General features: G+C 67.2%; 14 protein-coding genes. 9 read left to right on the top strand and 5 right to left on the bottom strand.

Going from position 1 to position 17,195, the window contains the following annotated elements:
- The first annotated feature begins 45 nt into the window (after positions 1–45).
- Complete coding sequence (locus tag CLU95_RS23880; RefSeq protein WP_099795889.1) at positions 46–1,401, top strand: aspartate aminotransferase family protein; 1,356 nt, start codon at positions 46–48, stop codon at positions 1,399–1,401.
- A 22-nt stretch (positions 1,402–1,423) separates the two neighbouring features.
- Positions 1,424–2,941: a CoA-acylating methylmalonate-semialdehyde dehydrogenase gene (locus tag CLU95_RS23875; RefSeq protein WP_099795888.1), complete on the top strand. Its 1,518-nt coding sequence runs from the start codon at positions 1,424–1,426 to the stop codon at positions 2,939–2,941.
- Positions 2,942–2,962: 21 nt separating this feature from the next.
- On the opposite strand, the gene CLU95_RS23870 is transcribed toward CLU95_RS23875, so the two are convergent.
- From CLU95_RS23870 to CLU95_RS23850, 5 genes are read right to left on the bottom strand one after another with little or no spacing between them, the layout of a single operon-like run.
- Entirely contained in the window at positions 2,963–4,351 is a 1,389-nt protein-coding gene (locus tag CLU95_RS23870) for an FAD-dependent oxidoreductase (protein WP_099795887.1), read from the bottom strand.
- 9 nt (positions 4,352–4,360) lie between these two features.
- Positions 4,361–4,930 (bottom strand): phosphonate degradation HD-domain oxygenase, encoded by a 570-nt coding sequence (locus CLU95_RS23865; RefSeq protein ID WP_099795886.1) that lies wholly within the window; start codon positions 4,928–4,930, stop codon positions 4,361–4,363.
- 2 nt (positions 4,931–4,932) lie between these two features.
- Entirely contained in the window at positions 4,933–6,381 is a 1,449-nt protein-coding gene (gene phnY, locus CLU95_RS23860) for a phosphonoacetaldehyde dehydrogenase (RefSeq protein WP_099795885.1), read from the bottom strand.
- Between the two features lie 17 nt (positions 6,382–6,398).
- Entirely contained in the window at positions 6,399–7,625 is a 1,227-nt protein-coding gene (phnA, locus tag CLU95_RS23855) for a phosphonoacetate hydrolase (RefSeq protein WP_099795884.1), read from the bottom strand.
- Between the two features lies 1 nt (position 7,626).
- Entirely contained in the window at positions 7,627–8,373 is a 747-nt protein-coding gene (locus tag CLU95_RS23850; protein ID WP_257214711.1) for a phosphonate utilization associated transcriptional regulator, read from the bottom strand.
- A 165-nt stretch (positions 8,374–8,538) separates the two neighbouring features.
- Here CLU95_RS23850 and CLU95_RS23845 point away from each other — a divergent pair, with 165 nt between their 5' ends.
- The 7 genes from CLU95_RS23845 to CLU95_RS23815 all read left to right on the top strand — a co-directional run bounded on the left by CLU95_RS23845 (position 8,539) and on the right by CLU95_RS23815 (position 17,187).
- Positions 8,539–9,576 carry a putative 2-aminoethylphosphonate ABC transporter substrate-binding protein gene (locus CLU95_RS23845; RefSeq protein ID WP_099795883.1) on the top strand — a complete coding sequence of 346 codons (1,038 nt, stop codon included), beginning with the start codon at positions 8,539–8,541 and terminating at the stop codon, positions 9,574–9,576.
- Positions 9,577–9,653: 77 nt separating this feature from the next.
- Complete coding sequence (locus CLU95_RS23840) at positions 9,654–10,796, top strand: putative 2-aminoethylphosphonate ABC transporter ATP-binding protein (protein WP_099795882.1); 1,143 nt, start codon at positions 9,654–9,656, stop codon at positions 10,794–10,796.
- Positions 10,793–12,517 (top strand): putative 2-aminoethylphosphonate ABC transporter permease subunit, encoded by a 1,725-nt coding sequence (locus tag CLU95_RS23835; RefSeq protein WP_099795881.1) that lies wholly within the window; start codon positions 10,793–10,795, stop codon positions 12,515–12,517. Before CLU95_RS23840 ends, CLU95_RS23835 begins: the two co-directional genes overlap by 4 nt.
- A 52-nt stretch (positions 12,518–12,569) precedes the next feature.
- Complete coding sequence (locus CLU95_RS23830) at positions 12,570–13,700, top strand: 2-aminoethylphosphonate--pyruvate transaminase (RefSeq protein WP_099795880.1); 1,131 nt, start codon at positions 12,570–12,572, stop codon at positions 13,698–13,700.
- A 39-nt stretch (positions 13,701–13,739) separates the two neighbouring features.
- A complete protein-coding gene (locus CLU95_RS23825; protein ID WP_099795879.1) occupies positions 13,740–14,531 on the top strand; it encodes a helix-turn-helix domain-containing protein in 792 nt (263 codons plus the stop codon).
- A gap of 144 nt (positions 14,532–14,675) precedes the next feature.
- The gene (locus tag CLU95_RS23820; protein ID WP_099795878.1) at positions 14,676–15,422 is read left to right on the top strand and encodes a hypothetical protein; all 747 of its coding nucleotides are present in this window, start codon (positions 14,676–14,678) and stop codon (positions 15,420–15,422) included.
- Between the two features lie 40 nt (positions 15,423–15,462).
- Entirely contained in the window at positions 15,463–17,187 is a 1,725-nt protein-coding gene (locus CLU95_RS23815; protein ID WP_099795877.1) for a hypothetical protein, read from the top strand.
- Positions 17,188–17,195: the final 8 nt, after the last annotated feature.

Raw genomic sequence — 17,195 nt, 5'->3', positions numbered from 1 at the left:
GGCACATCCCTTCACCCCCGGAGCCCGCCCTGCGCGGGATGCGCCATGACCCTCGCCACACCCGCCATCGAACCCACGCCCACCGCGCGCACCGACGCCGCCTGGCTCGAGGCGCACTGGATGCCGTACACCGGCAACCGCAACTTCAAGGCCGATCCGCGGATCATCGTGGAGGCAAAAGGCGCCTACTTCACCGACAACGACGGCCGCAAGATCTTCGACGGCCTGTCGGGCCTGTGGTGCTCGGGCCTGGGCCACGGCCGCCCCGAGATCACCGAGGCGGTGAGCCGCCAGATCGCCAAGCTCGACTACTCGCCCGCGTTCCAGTTCGGCCACCCGCTCTCGTTCGAGCTGGCCAACAAGATCAAGGAACTGACGCCCGCCGGCCTGGACTACGTGTTCTTCACCGGCTCGGGCTCCGAAGCCGCCGACACCTCGCTGAAGATGGCGCGCGCCTACTGGCGCACCAAGGGTCAGGCCGGCAAGACGCGCCTCATCGGCCGCGAGAAGGGCTACCACGGCGTGAACTACGGCGGCATCTCGGTGGGCGGCATCGCGGCCAACCGCAAGCTGTTCGGCCAGGGCATCGAGGCCGACCACCTGCCGCACACGCAACTGGCGGCCAATGCCTTCACGCGCGGCATGCCCGAGAACGGCGCCGAGCTGGCCGACCGCCTGCTCGACCTCATTGCGCTGCACGACGCCTCGACCATCGCGGCCGTGATCGTCGAGCCCTTTGCCGGTTCGGCCGGCGTGGTGATTCCGCCGAAGGGCTACCTGAAGCGCCTGCGCGACATCTGCACCGCGCACAACATCCTGCTGATTTTTGACGAAGTGATCACCGGGTTCGGCCGCTGCGGCGCGCTCACGGGCGCCGATGCCTTCGGCGTCACGCCCGACATCATGAACATCGCCAAGCAGGTCACCAACGGCGCGCAGCCGCTGGGCGCCGTGGTGGCCAATAAGGACATCTACGACACCTTCATGGCTGCGGGCGGCCCCGAGTACATGCTCGAGTTCCCGCACGGCTACACCTACGGCGCGCACCCCGTGGCCTGCGCCGCCGGCATCGCCGCGCTCGACGTGCTGCAGAAGGAAGACATGATCGGCCGCGTGCAGACGCTGGCCCCGCACTTCGAGAACGCCGTGCACAGCCTGAAGGGCAGCAAGCACGTCGCCGACATCCGCAACTACGGCCTCGCCGCCGGCATCACCATCGCCGCGCTGCCGGGCGAGCCCGCACGCCGCCCCTACGAGATCGCGATGAACTGCTGGAAGAAGGGCTTCTACGTGCGCTACGGCGGCGACACGATCCAGCTCGCACCGCCTTTCATTTCCGAGAAGGCCGAGATCGACCGCATGGTCAACGCCCTCTCTGACGCCCTCGCAGAAACCGCCTGAATCCCTTTCGAGACCTGAAGACATGCAACACGACAAGAACGTCACCGCCACCATCGGCCACTTCATCGACGGCAAGCACGTCGGCGGCGGCAGCCGCGTGCAGCCGGTGTTCGACCCCGCCACCGGCCTGTCGGCCAAGAGCGTCGCGCTCGCCGACAAGCTCACGGTCGAGCAGGCCATCGCCGCGGCGCAGGCCGCCTTCCCGGCCTGGCGCAACACGCCGCCGCTGAAGCGCGCCCGCGTGATGAGCCGCCTGAAGACGCTGCTCGAAGAAAACGCCGACACCATTGCCGCGCTGATCACCGCCGAGCACGGCAAGGTGCTGGCCGACGCGCACGGCGAGCTGCAGCGCGGCATCGAGAACGTCGAGTACGCCAGCTACGTGCCCGAGCTGCTCAAGGGCGAGCACAGCAAGAACGTCGGCCCGTCGATCGACTCGTGGAGCGAGTTCCAGGCGATGGGTGTCGCGGCCGGCATCACGCCGTTCAACTTCCCCGTCATGGTGCCGCTGTGGATGTGGCCGATGGCCGTGGCCTGCGGCAACACCTTCGTGCTGAAGCCCTCGGAGCGCACGCCCTCCTCCACGCTGTTCATGGCCGAACTCGCGCTGCAGGCCGGCCTGCCGCCGGGCGTGCTCAACGTGGTCAACGGCGACAAGGAAGCGGTCGACACGCTGCTGACCGACCGCCGCGTGAAGGCCGTGAGCTTCGTGGGCTCGACGCCCATCGCCGAATACATCTACACCACGGGCACGGCCCACGGCAAGCGCGTGCAGGCGCTCGGCGGCGCCAAGAACCATGCGGTGGTGATGCCCGATGCCGACATCGGCAACGCCGTGAGCGCGCTCATGGGCGCGGCCTACGGCTCGTGCGGCGAGCGCTGCATGGCGATTCCGCTGGTGGTGGCCGTGGGCGACGCCACGGCCGACGCGGTGGTCGAAGGCCTGAAGGTCGAAATCGCCAAGATGAAGGTCGGCCCCGGCACCGACAACGGCAACGACATGGGCCCGCTGGTCACGCAGCCGCACTTCGAGAAGGTCAAGGCCTTCGTCGACGCGGGCGTGGCCGCCGGCGCCAAGCTGGTGGTCGACGGCCGCGGCATCCAGGTCGAAGGCCACGAAGGCGGCTACTACCTCGGCGCCTGCCTGTTCGACCACGTGAAGCCCGGCATGACGATCTACCAGGAAGAGATCTTCGGCCCGGTGCTCGGCGTGGTGCGCGTGAAGACGCTGCAGGAAGCCATGGACCTGATCGACGCGCACGAGTACGGCAACGGCACCTGCATCTTCACGCGCGACGGCGAGGCCGCGCGCTGGTTCAGCGACAACATCCAGGTCGGCATGGTCGGCATCAACGTGCCGCTGCCCGTGCCCGTGGCGTACCACTCGTTCGGCGGCTGGAAGCGCTCGCTGTTCGGCGACCTGCACGCCTACGGCCCCGACGCCGTGCGCTTCTACACCAAGCGCAAGACCGTCACGCAGCGCTGGCCCTCGGCCGGCGTGCGTGAGGGCACGATGTTCTCGTTCCCTTCGAACCGCTGATATTGACGCGTCCGCAGCAGGTCAGGCTTTGTCTGCCTTGCCTGCGGCGTTCGCGAGCTTGCTGAGCATGCGGTCCACCAGCCACGGCTGGCGGTCCTCATCCTCAGCGCGTTCCTTGCGGCGGATCGCGTTGCGCACGACGATCGAGCCCACATAGCGCATCGGCTCCGGCGGAAAGTAGCCCAGCGGCCCGGCCGTGATCGGGCTGCGTGTCCATGCGTTGTCCTGGTCGAGCACCAGCGACGACAGGATCTGCCCGCCCATGTAGGTCGGCCCCACCCCGTTGCCCGAGTAGCCGAAGCCGTAGTAGATGTGCGGTGCGCCATCGAGCTTGCCGAAGAACGGAAAGCCCGTCACCGAGCGGTCGGACGGGCCGTTCCAGCTCGCGGTGATCGGCGTGTTGCTCAATGCCGGGAAGAAGGAATGCAGCGCCTGCGTGAGCTCGGCCTCGTAGGGCGAGCGCTCGTCGAACACCTTGGCCATGCGGCCGCCCCAGGCGAAGGTGTTGCCGCCCTTGCCCAGCATGATGCGGCCGTCGACCGTGCTGCGGTAGTAGTACACGAAGGTGCGCGAGTCGAGCACCGACACGCCGTCGGTCAGGCCGATCTGCTGCAGCAGATCGGGGCAGCGCTCGGTGATGATCATGTCGCTCGACACGATGGCGATGGTCCGCTCGAACTGCGGGAAGCGGCTGGCCATCCACGCGTTCATCGCGAGCACCAGTTTCTTCGCGCGCACGCGCCCGGTCGGCGTGCGCACCATCACGGGCTGGTCGGTGCTGAAGTCGAGCATCGGCGTGCGCTCGTGGATGCGGATGCCCATGGCCAGCGCCACGCGCCGCAGCCCGCGCACCAGCTTGCCCGGGTGCACGGTGGCGGCGATCGGCGAGTACACGCCGGCCAGGTTGCGCGCCGAGCCTGAACGCTGTGCCACCTCGTCGGGCGGCAGCGCGTGGTACGAATGGATGCCGCGCGCTTCCAGCGCCTGCATCATCGGATCGAGCGTGCCGATCTGCGCCTGCGAAGTCGCGGTGTAGAGCGTGCCGTCGCGCCGCAGCTCGGCGTCGATGCCGTGCGCCGCGCAGAAGTCGGCGATGTGCCCCACCGCCGCTTCCGACGCCTTCACGAGGCGCACGGCCTCGCCTTCGCCGAACAGCCGCCGCAGCGTCAGGAACTTGGCCGACCAGGTCAGCAGGCAACCGCCGTTGCGCCCGCTGGCGCCGGCGCCGCAGAGGTCGCTTTCGAGAATGACGATGTCGAGCGCAGGCGCCTGCAGCTTGGCCTGGATCGCTGTCCACAGGCCGGTGAAGCCGCCGCCGACGATGCAGACGTCTGCGGTGGTTTCACCTTGCAGCGCCGGGGCCAGATCGCCGTCGTTGAAGAGCGCTTGTTCGATCCAGAAGGGGCGCATCCGTGTGCCTTAGGCGTTGAGGGCTTGCCGGTGTTCGGCGGAACTGATTTCGAGATGGCGCACGAAGTGCGCGAGACCGGGCATGTCGGCATCGGCCAGCTTGGCCGTGTCGTCCCAGCGCCGCAGGCGCACCGCGTCCATCGCATACGGCAGGGCCTCGAAAGCGCTGGCCTGCGCCGAGTCGAAAACGCCACCCTGCAGTTGCAGGCTGCGCTTCGAGTCGGCCGACAGCGCCTCCAGGTAGCCGGGCACACGCGCGCACAGAAAGCGCTTGGCGTCCACATGCAGCCGGATCGGCTCCAGCGTGGCCGGTCCGAACAGCGCGCGCAGGAACGGCAGGCAGCGGTACTGGTGCAGGTCGTCCAGCCCCTGCTGCGTCGGCGTGCCGCCGAAGTCGTGCAGCAGATGGCCCAGGTCGTGCAGCAGGGAGGCGGCGATCAGCGCGCTGTCCGCCCCCTCCTGCTCGGCCAGGTGCGCCGACTGCAGCGCGTGCTCCAGCTGCGTGACCGGCTCGCCGTCGTACTGCGCGTGGCCCTTGGTCTCGAAGAGGCCGACGATGTCGGGGATGCTGAGGCTCATGGTTACCAGGGCAGCGAGTAGGTCTTGGTGTTGGTGAAGCTCTTCATCGCTTCGAGCACGCCTTCCTTGTAGCCCAGGCCCGAGTCCTTGATGCCGCCGAAGGGCGTGAGCTCCAGGCGGTAGCCCGGCACTTCGCGCACGTTCACGCTGCCCACGTTCAGCTCGCGGATGAAGCGCGTGATGTAGTCCAGCCGGTTGGTGCAGATCGACGACGACAAACCGTAGGCCGTGCCGTTGGAGATGCGGATCGCCTCTTCGATGTTCTTGAAGCGGATCACCGGCGAGACGGGGCCGAAGGTCTCCTGCTTGGCGACCGTCATCTCGGGGTCGACGTGGTCGAGCACGGTGGGCGAGTACAGCGCGCCGCGGCGTTCGTTGCCGTACAGCAGCTTCGCACCGGACTTGATCGCCTCGTTGACCACCGCCTCGAACTGCTTGGCAGCCGCTTCATCGATCACCGTGCCCATGTCGGTGGCCGGGTCCATCGGGTCGCCGTACTTCAGCGCTTTTGTCTTGGCTACCAGCAACTCGACGAACTGGTCGGCGACCGACTCGTGCACCAGCATGCGTTTGACTGCTGTGCAGCGCTGGCCCGAGTTCTTGTACGAACCGTTGGCCGCCAGCGTGGCAGCTTCCTCAATGTCCGCGTCTTCCATCACGATGATCGGATCGTTGCCGCCCAGCTCCAGGATCTGGCGCTTGTAGACCGCCTTGCCCGCGATGTACTTGCCGATGGACACGCCACCGGTGAAGGTGACCATGTCCACGTCGGCGTTGGTCAGCAGTTCATCGGCAATCTCGGCCGGGTCACCGGTGATGACCGACAGCATCTGTGGCGGCAGGCCCGCCTCGTACAGGATGTCGGCCAGGATGAAGGCCGTCAGCGGCGTCTTCTCGCTGGGCTTGAGCACCATCCGGTTGTTGGTGGCAATGGAGGGCGCCACCTTGTGGATCACCTGGTTCAGCGGATGGTTGAACGGGGTGATGGCGGTGATGGCGCCCTGCAAGGGCTCGCGCAGCGTGTAGACCTTGCGGCTCTTGCCGTGGTGCGTGAGGTCGCAAGAGAACACCTGACCGTCGTCCACCAGCGCCTGGTTGGCGGCGAACAGCAGCACGTCGGAGGCGCGGCCCACTTCGTAGAGCGAGTCCTTGCGGCACAGGCCCGATTCGAGCGTGATGGTGCGCGAGATCTCGTCCAGGCGCGAGGCGATGATCTCGCCGGCGCGCATGAGGATCTTGTAGCGCTCGTAGCGCGTGAGCGTGGGCTTGTAGTCGCGGGCGATGCGCAGGGCATTACGCACGTCGTCCAGCGTGGCCTTGGGCACGGTGGCGATCACTTCACCGGTGTACGGGTAGGTGACGTCGATGGTGCGGTCGCGGTGGACTTTCTCGCCGGCGATGCGCAAGGCCTCGCGGTGGACAGTGCCTGGCTTCAGGATGGCTTGGCTCATGGGTGCTCCGTGTGGCTTCAGCGTGCGTGGTTCAGGGCGAGGTCGAGCGCATCGAAGTTGCGCAGCCGGCGGCCGGCGGCAATGCCTTCGACCGGGCGGTTGCAGATCAGCGGCACCTTCTGCTCGGACACACCGCCGTGCGAGCGCAGCGGCACTTCGAGGGCCGACAGGTCGTGGCGGCTGGCGGCGGTGCCGATGACGGTGCTCTGCTCGCTGACGACCACGATGTCGCCGATGCGGTCGGGCGGCAGCTCGAAGCGCTGCGCGGCTTCCTTGCGCGAGAGCACGAGTTCCATGCCCGGGATGCCCTTGATGCGTTCGATCCAGCCCGGCACGCTGGCTTCGTCGGGGGCGTACACGGTGGCGAAGGAGCCGAGCGCACCGTGGTGCACCACGTACGGATCGGTGATCGGCAGGATCACGCGGGCTGTTTCAGCGCCGTACCAGCCGTCGAGCACGTCCTGCAGGTAGATCACGTTCGGCGAACCGTCGGCACCGTGCTTGTCGTTCATGCCGTGGTCGGCCGTGAGCACGATGGTTGCGCCGAGCGCGTCGAGCTGCGCGAGGTAGCCGTCCATCATTTGGTAGAAGGCGTTCGCTGCGGGGCTGCCCGGTGCGGCCTTGTGCTGCACGTAGTCGGTGGTCGACAGGTACATCAGGTCGGGGCGCTGCGACTCCATCAGCTTCACGCCGGCGGCGAACACGAACTCCGACAGCTCGGCGCTGTACACCGAGGGCACGGGCATGCCGACCATGTCGAGCACGTTGTCGATGCCGTTCTCTTCCATCGTCACCTGGTCCGACTTCTCCGACGAGAAGCAGATGCCCTTCATCTTGTGACCGAGCAGCTTGCGCAGCTTGTCCTTGGCGGTGATCACGGCGAGCTTGGCGCCCGCGTCGGCAAAGGCCGCGAGCACCGTGCCGGCGCGCAGGTACTTGGGGTCGTTCATCATCACTTCCTGACCCAGCTCGCGGTCGAAGAAGTAGTTCCCGCAGATGCCGTGCACCGCGGGCGGCGCGCCGGTCACGATCGACAGGTTGTTGGGGTTGGTGAACGAGGGCACGACGCAGTCGGCGAGCAGATCGGCGCCGTCCTTGCGCATGCGGGCGATGTACGGTGCCACGCCGGCTTCGATGGCCGCATCGAGGTAGGCCGGCTCGCAGCCGTCCACGCACACGACCACGATCGGACGGGCCATCCAGCGATAGCTTCTGGCATTGACTTCAAGTGTCTCCGGTGTCATTTCAGACTTCCTTTTGGGGTGGGTGGTTCGGGGTAACGGGGGTGTTGCTGGTGATGGCCGCATCGGCGTCGATGCGGCCGAAGGCCTTGTGCATGCGCGCGCGGCTGCCGGCCACGTGTTCGCGCAGTGCGCGGCCTGCCGTGTCGGCGTTGCCGCTGGCAATGGCGTCGACGATGTGGCTGTGCTCGTCGGCCGAGACCCGCAGGCCGCCGCCGCTGTCGAGCGCGCGCATTCTGAAAAGGTGCAGCTCCTTGACGAGCCGCTTGTAGGTTTCGGTGAGCTTCTTGCTGCCGGCCGTGTCGAGCAGGATCTCGTGGAACTGCAGGTTGAGCTGCGCGTACTGCTCCACGTCCTGCGCCTGGGCCGCCGAGCGCATGGCGTCGACCATGGCGCGCAGGCGCTCCACCGCGTCGGGCTGGATCGCCAGCGCCACGCGCCGGCCGATGATTTCTTCCAGCGCCTCGCGCAGTTCGTAGATCTCGTCGGCCTCTTCGAACGCGATCTCGCGCACGAAGACACCGCGGTTCTTCTCGTTGCGCACCAGGCCGGCCTCTTCCAGGGCGCGCAGCGCCTCGCGGATCGGGCCGCGGCTGGTGTTGAAGCGCAGCGAGAGCTCGCTCTCGTTGATGCGGCTGCCCACGGGAAGCTCGCCCGTCATGATCAAACGCTCGATTTCTTCCTGCATCAGCATCGGCAGCGAGCTGGACTGGAGAAACGCGAGGGCGGCGGAGTGATTGCTGGTGACCATGGGGCGTATTTTCCCGAAGGATCGTCAACTGTCAACAATTTTTTATTGACAGTCGGCAATCAGCAACCTACATTGCAAACACCGGACGGCGTTGGACACCTTCGCGCCGGCGCCAGCCCCTCACTCACCCTCTTCAGTGACAGCCAGCCTTTCAGGAGAAAACAGATGACGATGAAACAAAGCACGCGCCGTCTCACGGCCGCCCTGTGTGTTGCGGCCCTCGGCCTCATGTCCGGCAGTGCGTGGGCGCAAAAGACGCCGCTCCTGGTCTACACGGCGCTCGAAACCGACGCCATGAAGCTCTACAAGGACGCCTTCGAGAAGGCCAACCCCGACATCGAAGTGAAGTGGGTGCGCGATTCCACCGGCATCGTCACCGCCAAGCTGCTGGCCGAAAAAGCCAACCCGCAGGCCGACGTGGTGGCCGGCCTGGCCGCCAGCAGCCTGGCGCTGCTGCAGCAGGAGGGCATGCTGCTTCCTTATGAGCCCAAGGGCTTCAACGAACTGAACCCCGCGTACTCCGACGCCGCCCGCCCGCCCGCCTGGGTCGGCATGGACGTCTGGGCCGCCACCATCTGCTTCAACCATGTCGAGGCGAAGAAGCTCGGCCTGCCCAAGCCCGAGAGCTGGAAGGACCTGACCAAGCCCATCTACAAGGGCGCGATCTCGATGCCGCATCCCGCCTCCAGCGGCACCGGCTACCTCGATGTGTCGTACTGGCTGCAGAACCTGGGCGACGCCGAAGGTTGGAAGTACATGGACGCGCTGCACCAGAACATTGCGCAGTACGTGCACTCGGGCTCCAAGCCCTGCAAGCAGGCGGGCGCGGGCGAGTTCCCCATCGGCATCTCGTTCGAGTTCCGCGCGCACCAGGTGAAGAAGTCGGGTGCGCCGGTCGACCTGATCTTCCCGAAGGAAGGCCTGGGCTGGGACATCGAGGCCACGAGCCTCATGAAGACCAGCACGAAGCTGGCGCAAGGCAAGCGCTTTGCCGACTGGATGGCAAGCAAGGAAGCCAACCAGATCAGCGCACGCTGGTGGGCCGTGGTCGCCTACCCGGGCGTGGTCTCGAAGCTCGAAGGCATTCCTGAGAACTACGAAAAGCTGCTGGCCAAGAACGACCTGAACTGGGCCGCCAAGAACCGCGAACGCATCCTGGCCGAGTGGAGCAAGCGCTACGAAGGCAAGGCCGAACCCAAGTAAGCCCGACGGCATCCCCCGGTTTTCAATTCAAGGGTGCCGCCGCAACGGGTGACGCCCTCCAACGACGAGTGCGAAAAATGGACATGACCGACACCCGCTTCATTGCCAGCCAGTTGACCCCCACCGCGGCCCCGCCCGCGGCCCTCGAGATCGTCGGCGTTCGCAAGGACTTCGAAACCTTCAGCGCGCTGCGCGACGTGCACCTGCGCGTGAACCCCGGCGAGATGCTGTGCTTTCTGGGCCCCTCGGGCTGCGGCAAGACCACGCTGCTGCGCATCATCGCGGGCCTGGAGACGCAGACCGCCGGGCAGATCCTGCAGAACGGCAAGGACGTCTCGTGGCTCTCGCCCGACAAGCGCGACTACGGCATCGTGTTCCAGTCGTATGCGCTCTTTCCCAACCTGTCGATCGCGGACAACGTGGGCTACGGCCTCGTCAACAGCCGCGCGAAGCGGGGCGAGATCAAGGCGCGCGTCGACGAGCTGCTGAAGCTGGTCGGCCTGCCGACCTCGGGCGCCAAGTACCCGAGCCAGCTCTCGGGCGGCCAGCAACAACGCGTGGCCCTGGCCCGCGCGCTGGCCACGCGGCCCGGCCTGCTGCTGCTGGACGAGCCGCTGTCGGCGCTCGACGCGCTGGAGCGCATCCGCCTGCGCGGCGAGATCCGCCGGCTGCAGAAACAGGTCGGCATCACGACCATCATGGTCACGCACGACCAGGAAGAAGCGCTCTCGATGGCCGACCGCATCGTGGTGATGAACCACGGTGTGATCGAGCAGGTCGGCACACCGATGGAAATCTACGAACAGCCGGCCACGCCCTTCGTGGCCGACTTCGTGGGCAAGGTCAACGTGCTGCGCGCGGTGGCGCTGGGCAACCAGCGCTTCCAGGTCGGCGACATGGAACTGCAGTGCGACGCCTGCGACGGCGCCTTCGAGCCCGGCGATGACGTCAACCTGTACCTGCGCCCCGAAGACCGCGCGGTCGAGCACCTGAACGACGACACGCCCAACCGCCTGCAGGCCAAGGTCACGAAGGTCGAGTTCCTGGGCGGCCTGTGCATCGCCGAGGTGACGGCCGACGCGTTGCACGGCCAGGTGCTGGGCCTGCACTTCTCGCTGAACCAGCTGCACGACCTGGACATCCGCGAAGGCCACACGATCGACATCGCGCTGCGCGCCAACCGCATCCGCGCCTTTGCCGCGCGTCCGGCCAAGTCATGAACGCGCTGGCACATCCCCGCCCTGCGCTGGCCGCACGCCCGGCCCTGCGCTGGAGCCGCGACGAGACCATCGCGCGCGCCATCCTGTTCGTGGTGATGGCGATGCTGTTCGTGTTCCTGGTCGCACCGCTGCTCACCATCCTGGCCCACGCGGTGCAGGACAAGAACGGCCGCTTCGTCGGCCTGACCCACTTCATCACCTACTTCCAGACGCCGAGCCTGCTGCGCGCAGCGTGGAACTCGATCTGGGTGTCGGCCGCGGTGGTCATGATCTCGGTGCCCACGGCCTTCGTGTTCGCCTATGCGCTCACGCGCAGCCGCATGCCGGCGCCGCTGAAGGCGGTGTTCCGCCTCATCGCGCTCATTCCCCTGCTGGCGCCCTCGCTGCTGTCGGCGATTTCGTTCGTGCAGTGGTTCGGCAACCAGGGCGCGCTCAAGTTCCTGCTGGGCGGCACCTCGATCTACGGCGCGCCGGGCATCATCCTGGCCGAGGTCTACAACACCTTTCCGCACGCGCTGATGATCCTCGTCACCGCGCTGTCGCTGGCCGATGGCCGGCTGTACGAGGCGGCCACCGCGCTGCGCACACGGCCGTTCCGTCAGTTCATGACGATCACCCTGCCCTCGTGCAAGTACGGCCTGATCAGCGCGGCCACCGTGGTCTTCACCTACGTGGTGAGCGACTTCGGCGCGCCCAAGGTCATCGGCGGCAACTTCAACGTGCTGTCGGTCGACGTGTTCAAGCAGGTGGTCGGCCAGCACAACTTCTCGATCGGCGCGGTGGTCGGCATGCTGCTGCTGCTGCCGTCGATCATCTCGTTCGTGATCGACTACGTGGTGCGGCGCAAGCTGAAGGCGCAGCTCACGGCGCGCTCGGTGCCCTACACCCCGAAGCCGCGCAAGGTGGCCGATGCCGTGCTCACGCTGTTCTGCACCGTGGTCTGCGGCCTGCTGCTGGCGACCATCGGCATGGCCGTCTACACCTCGGCGATCTCGCTGTGGCCGTACGACCTGTCGTTCACGCTCAAGCACTACCACTTCGTGCTCGTCGAGAGCGACATGGCCGCCGCCTACGGCAACAGCCTGCTGGTGGCGATGGTCACCGCGGTGGCCGGCTCGCTCATCGTGTTCGTGGGCGCCTACCTGATCGAGAAGACGCGCAACCTGGGCCTCATGCGCAAGGGCATGCACCTGATGGCGGTGCTGTCGATGGCGGTGCCGGGCCTGGTGCTGGGCCTGGGCTACGTGATGTTCTTCAACCATCCGTCCAACCCGCTGAACTTTCTCTACCAGACGATGGCGATCCTGATCATCTCGATGGTGGTGCACTACTACACCTCGAGCCACCTCACGGCGGTGACGGCGCTCAAGCAGATCGACAACGAGTTCGAAGCCGTGTCGGCCTCGCTCAAGGTGCCGTTCTTCAAGACCTTCCTGCGCGTGACGGTGCCGGTGTGCCTGCCGGCCATCCTGGACATCGGGCGCTACTTCTTCGTGGTGTCGATGGCCAGCCTGTCGTGCGCCATCTTCCTGTACACGCCGGAGACCATCCTCGCGTCGGTCGCGATCATGCACCTGGACGACGCCGGCGACATCGGCCCGGCCGCCGCGCTGGCCAGCCTGATCGTCGTGACCTCGACGCTGGTGTGCATCGCCTACGCCCTGCTCACGCGCGTGCTGCTTGCACGCACGCAGGCCTGGCGCAACCTCAGCCGCGGCTGAGCGAACTCTTCACCTCTCGCCCCCTCATTTCCTTTCCCTGCCTGGAGACACCATGAGTCAAGCCGCCCACCCCATCCTGCTCACGCCCGGCCCCCTGACCACCTCGGATCGCACACGCCAAGCGATGCTGCGCGACTGGGGTTCATGGGACGCCGACTTCAACCAGATCACGGCGCGCATCCGCAAGGAAGTGCTGAACATCGTGCATGGCACGGGCACGCACGAATGCGTTCCGTTGCAAGGCAGCGGCACCTTCTCGGTCGAAGCGGCCATCGGCACGATCGTGCCGCGCACCGGCCATGTGCTGGTGCCGAGCAACGGCGCCTACTGCCAGCGCCTCGCGAAAATCTGCAAGGTGCTGGGCCGCAAGCTCACCACCATCGACTACACCGAAGAAAAGCAGGTCTCGCCCGCCGACGTCGACCGCGCGCTCGCAGCCGACCCCAGCATCACCCACGTGGCCGTGGTGCACTGCGAAACCGGCGCCGGCGTGCTCAACCCGCTGCACGAGATCGCACTGGTCGTGGCCAAGCACGGACGCGGCCTGATCATCGATGCCATGAGCTCCTTCGGCGCGCTGGACATCGATGCACGCAAGACACCGTTCGACGCCGTGGTCGCCGCTTCGGGCAAATGCCTCGAAGGCGTGCCGGGCATGGGCTTCGTCATCGTCAAGCGCAGCACGCTCGAAAAGTGCGAGGGCAACTGCCACTCGCTGAGCATGGACCTGTACGACCAGTGGGTCTACATGGAGAAGACCACGCAATGGCGCTTCACGCCGCCCACGCACGTGGTCGCCGCGCTCGACACCGCCATTGCGCAGTACACCGAGGAAGGCGGCCTGCCCGCGCGCGGCGGACGCTACACGCGCAACTGCAAGGCGCTCATCGACGGGCTGGCGACGCTGGGTTTCCGCAGCTTCCTCGACCCGGCGATCCAGGCGCCGATCATCGTCACCTTCCATGCGCCCGACGATGCCAACTACGACTTCAAGACCTTCTACCAAGAGGTGAAGAAGCGCGGCTACATCCTCTACCCCGGCAAGCTGACGCAGGTCGAGACCTTCCGCGTGGGCTGCATGGGGCACTTCGGCGACGCGGGCATTCCGGGCGCGGTGGCGGCCATTGCCGACACGCTGAAAGCCATGGGCATCCGGCAGGTGACGGCGGCCGTTCCGGCATGATGCCGGCCGGAGGGCGCGGGGTCCCTCCGAAGGATGCCCATGACCGCACAGAACTTCCTGCATCTCTGGGATCGCAGTTTTCTCTATGTCACGCCGGCCATCGAGTCTGACCTGACGGCCCGCTCGTCGGTGACGCTGCTGGCCTCGGTCAGCGGCCATCCGTTCCGGCTGGAAGCCGCCGACGGCACCCGCGCGCTGTGCACGGCCGCGCTGGTGGCGCCGGGCACGCAGCGTCGACTGTATGTCGACGGCTGCGGGCTGCTGTCGCTCAACCTCGATCCGGGCTCGATCGCCTACCGCACGCTGTCGCGGTGGATGGGCGACCGGGGCATCCTGCCGATCGATGCGCACTGCTTCGGCCGGCTGCGCGACAGCTTCGAGGCGGCGCAGGGCGGAGCGCTGGCCGAGCACCACCTGCAGTCGCTCAGCGCGCAGATGGTGGAGGCCGTCACCGGCCGGCCCGAGCCTGCGGGCGGGCTCGATCCGCGCATCGACAACGTGATGCGCGTCGCCCGGTCGCATGCGGGCCCGCTGCCGCTGCAGGAGCTGTCCGAGGTGGCCTGCCTGTCGCCCGACCGCCTGACCCATCTGTTCCGCGAGCAGGCGGGCGTGTCGATCAAGAACTACCTGCTGTGGGCCAAGGTGCGCCGTTCGGTGCAGCAGTTCGCCAGCGGCCGGCCGTTGGCCGAGATCGCGCTGGACGGCGGCTTCGCCAGCGCGGCCCACATGAGCCGCACCTTCCAGTGTTCGTTCGGCCTGCCGCCCTCGTTCCTGTCGCGCCGGGTGTGCGTGACGGCTGACGAACAGGCGGAGCGCGTCTGGGGGCAGTGACAGCACTGCAACAAGGTTGCATCGCTGCGCCTTTCTCGTTTGTACCTAGAACCTTAGCGGCTGCATGAAAGTGGGCGCCGCGGTCCCTGTCTACGCTTCCCGGGTGACGGAAACGAACAAGACAAGAGACAAGAGAGGTTCCCGGTGCGCTCCCGCTTATCGACATCCGCCAGGCTCGGCCTCGGCGCCGCCACCCTGCTGACGGCGCTCGGCGCCTGGTTCTTCTTCGCCGACCCGGACAGCCATGCCGCCACGCGCGACACGGCCGCTGCCGCTGCGGCTTCCGCCAATGCACAGGCCGCGCCGCGGGAAGGCGTCGTGCTTGCCCGGCGCGCGCCGGTCTACACGCCCTTCGCGCCGGGTGCATCGCCGTACCAGACCTCGGCCGGTGCGCGCGAGCGCGGCCTGGACCTCGTGCAGCTGCGGCGCGACCTGGCCGGCACCGGCAAGGACGTGGCGCAGGAGGTGGACCGCATCGTCGCGCTTGCGCGCTTCCGGGACCGCATCAACACGCTGGCGCAGATGCTGCCGAACCTCAGCGACGAGGAACGGCGCGACGAGTCGTACGCGATCCTGGAGCAGCTGCCCCGGCACGTGGCCAACGGCGAGATCCTGCCCGTGGAGGCCATCGCGTCGACGCGCGCACTGATCCAGATCGGCGAGCCCGACCCCACCATTCGCGACGCGCTCACGAAGCAGCTGACCGAATCGCTCCAGGCGCACGCGCGGCAGAAAGTCGGCCCCGCGCCCACCACCGAACCCCGCTACCAGAGCTACACGCAGGCCAGGAACCGGATGGCCGGCGAGGTGCAAGCCTCCGTGCAGGACCCCGATGAACGACAACGGGTGATGGCGCACAGAGAGCTCGAGATCCGAAGTCGCCACTACTGAATCTGAATCCTTCATCGCAAAAAATCAGGAGCCACACAACATGAAGCAGGTGAGAGTTCTTTGGAAAATCGCGGCCACGCTGGCCGTGTCGCTGTCGATGGCCGCGGCCAGCAGCGCCTCGACGCCCGTGCAGGAAAGCAGCGCGTCCGCCGCCCCCACACAGCGCAGCCGCGCCGACGCGCAGGCCTTCATCGACGAGGCCACGCGCAAGTACAACGCGGGCCTCACGACCAGCTCCAAGCCCGGCCAGACCATCGTGCCCGCCGCGGGCCCCAACTGGTCGGCCGACCTCGACACCTGGGTCGAGTACACCTTTCCGGCGAGCTCGGGCGCGTCGTGCATGAACGGCACGCCCTACCGCATGTACTACAAGGTCTCTTCCGACGCCGGCATGCGCGACAAGGTGCTGGTCGACTTCGAAGGCGGCGGCGCGTGCTGGGACTTCGAGTCGTGCCGCCCCGACGCTGCGACCGGCGCAGCCAACCCCGACGGGCTGCCCTCGGGCTATATCCAGGGCGACGGCATCGTGTCGAACACCGCGCTGCTGCTCACCTCGCCGGTGCTCGAGGGCAACACCTTCCTCGTCGAAGCGGCCGCGCGCCTGCTCTTCGGTCGCGGCTCGGGCAAGCTGGACGACGGCTGGTGGGGCCGCCTGTGGCAGACGACCACGGCGCCCGAAACCCAGAAGTGGACCAAGCTCGTCTTTCCGTACTGCACGGGCGACGTGTCCGCCGGCGCGAGCTTCCGCGCGTTCGACGACCCGGCCGCCCCCGGCGACGCGACGAAGACCAAGTACGTCAACTTCAACGGTCTGAACAACGTGCGCGCGGCCATGAAGTTCCTGCAAGACCACCAGTTCACGCAGAGCCTCTCGCAGCGCGGCTACCTGCAGCAACTGCTGGTGTACGGCGGCAGTGCCGGCGGCTACTCGGCGCAGTTCAACTACCCGATGATCCGGCAGGCGCTCGCCGGCGAGAAGACACGCGTCGCGCTGCTCAACGACTCGGGGCCGCTGTTGACGGCGCCGGTCTACAGCACCGGCGAGACGATCTCGGCCGCCGACCTCGAGAAGACACCCGCGGCCAAGTTCTGGCAACTGGCCAGCCACACCTGGGGCTTCTTCCAGCAGCCGCTGGCGGCCGACCTGCGTGTGCCCGGCCACCCCGAGTACGCCGAGCAGGCCAGCGGGCTCATCGCGCGCTGGGAAAAGACGACGGGCAAGAAGGTCGACATCGCCAAGGCCACCGGCGGCACCACCGGCAACTTCAGCAAGGTGCTCTCGCAGCGCTACCCCGTCGACCGCTTCGGGCTGTCGAGCTTCCAGCAGGACCAGGTCATCTCGCGCTTCTTCTTCATCGGCGCGCAGAACGCCGAGGTCGTGGGCCTCGAAGGCTCGGCGCTGCGCGATGCGAAGCTCAAACTCTTCCGCAAGGAGCTGGACCTGGTGCGTGCCGACCTCGGCCCGCTGCCCAACTTCGGCTACTACATGCCGTGGTCGCGCTACCTCGTCATCGGCAGCCACGTGACGACGGCGCTGACCTTCGCGGGCACCGAGACCACGCGCGCCGCGAACATGCGCGATGACGGCGGTCGCATCCAGCCGGCCTTCGACGGCGACGTGGGCCACTTCCTGAACAACCTGCTGAGCGTGAACACACTCGACACCGAGCCCGTGCTGAAGGAAGTGGGGCCGGAGAAGGCTGAGTCGCTCAACCTGGCAGGCGTTGCGGGCTGGTTGCTGGCACTGTTCAACGTGTTCGGCTGACCGGCGCC

The sequence above is a fragment of the Variovorax sp. 54 genome (assembly GCF_002754375.1).
GTDB lineage: Bacteria > Pseudomonadota > Gammaproteobacteria > Burkholderiales > Burkholderiaceae_C > Variovorax.
Note: the sequence above shows the minus strand (reverse complement) of the source record. Positions and strands in the feature narration are given on the sequence as shown.

Excerpts from the sequence above, each read along its gene's own strand:
- CLU95_RS23880 (WP_099795889.1), top strand. The coding sequence starts at position 46 with ATGACCCTCGCCACACCCGCCATCGAACCCACGCCCACCGCGCGCACC.
- CLU95_RS23815 (WP_099795877.1), top strand. The coding sequence starts at position 15,463 with ATGAAGCAGGTGAGAGTTCTTTGGAAAATCGCGGCCACGCTGGCCGTG.
- CLU95_RS23865 (WP_099795886.1), bottom strand. The coding sequence starts at position 4,930 with ATGAGCCTCAGCATCCCCGACATCGTCGGCCTCTTCGAGACCAAGGGC.
- CLU95_RS23835 (WP_099795881.1), top strand. The coding sequence starts at position 10,793 with ATGAACGCGCTGGCACATCCCCGCCCTGCGCTGGCCGCACGCCCGGCC.
- phnA (WP_099795884.1), bottom strand. The coding sequence starts at position 7,625 with ATGACACCGGAGACACTTGAAGTCAATGCCAGAAGCTATCGCTGGATG.
- CLU95_RS23870 (WP_099795887.1), bottom strand. The coding sequence starts at position 4,351 with ATGCGCCCCTTCTGGATCGAACAAGCGCTCTTCAACGACGGCGATCTG.
- phnY (WP_099795885.1), bottom strand. The coding sequence starts at position 6,381 with ATGAGCCAAGCCATCCTGAAGCCAGGCACTGTCCACCGCGAGGCCTTG.
- CLU95_RS23875 (WP_099795888.1), top strand. The coding sequence starts at position 1,424 with ATGCAACACGACAAGAACGTCACCGCCACCATCGGCCACTTCATCGAC.
- CLU95_RS23840 (WP_099795882.1), top strand. The coding sequence starts at position 9,654 with ATGGACATGACCGACACCCGCTTCATTGCCAGCCAGTTGACCCCCACC.
- CLU95_RS23845 (WP_099795883.1), top strand. The coding sequence starts at position 8,539 with ATGACGATGAAACAAAGCACGCGCCGTCTCACGGCCGCCCTGTGTGTT.
- CLU95_RS23830 (WP_099795880.1), top strand. The coding sequence starts at position 12,570 with ATGAGTCAAGCCGCCCACCCCATCCTGCTCACGCCCGGCCCCCTGACC.
- CLU95_RS23825 (WP_099795879.1), top strand. The coding sequence starts at position 13,740 with ATGACCGCACAGAACTTCCTGCATCTCTGGGATCGCAGTTTTCTCTAT.
- CLU95_RS23850 (WP_257214711.1), bottom strand. The coding sequence starts at position 8,373 with ATGGTCACCAGCAATCACTCCGCCGCCCTCGCGTTTCTCCAGTCCAGC.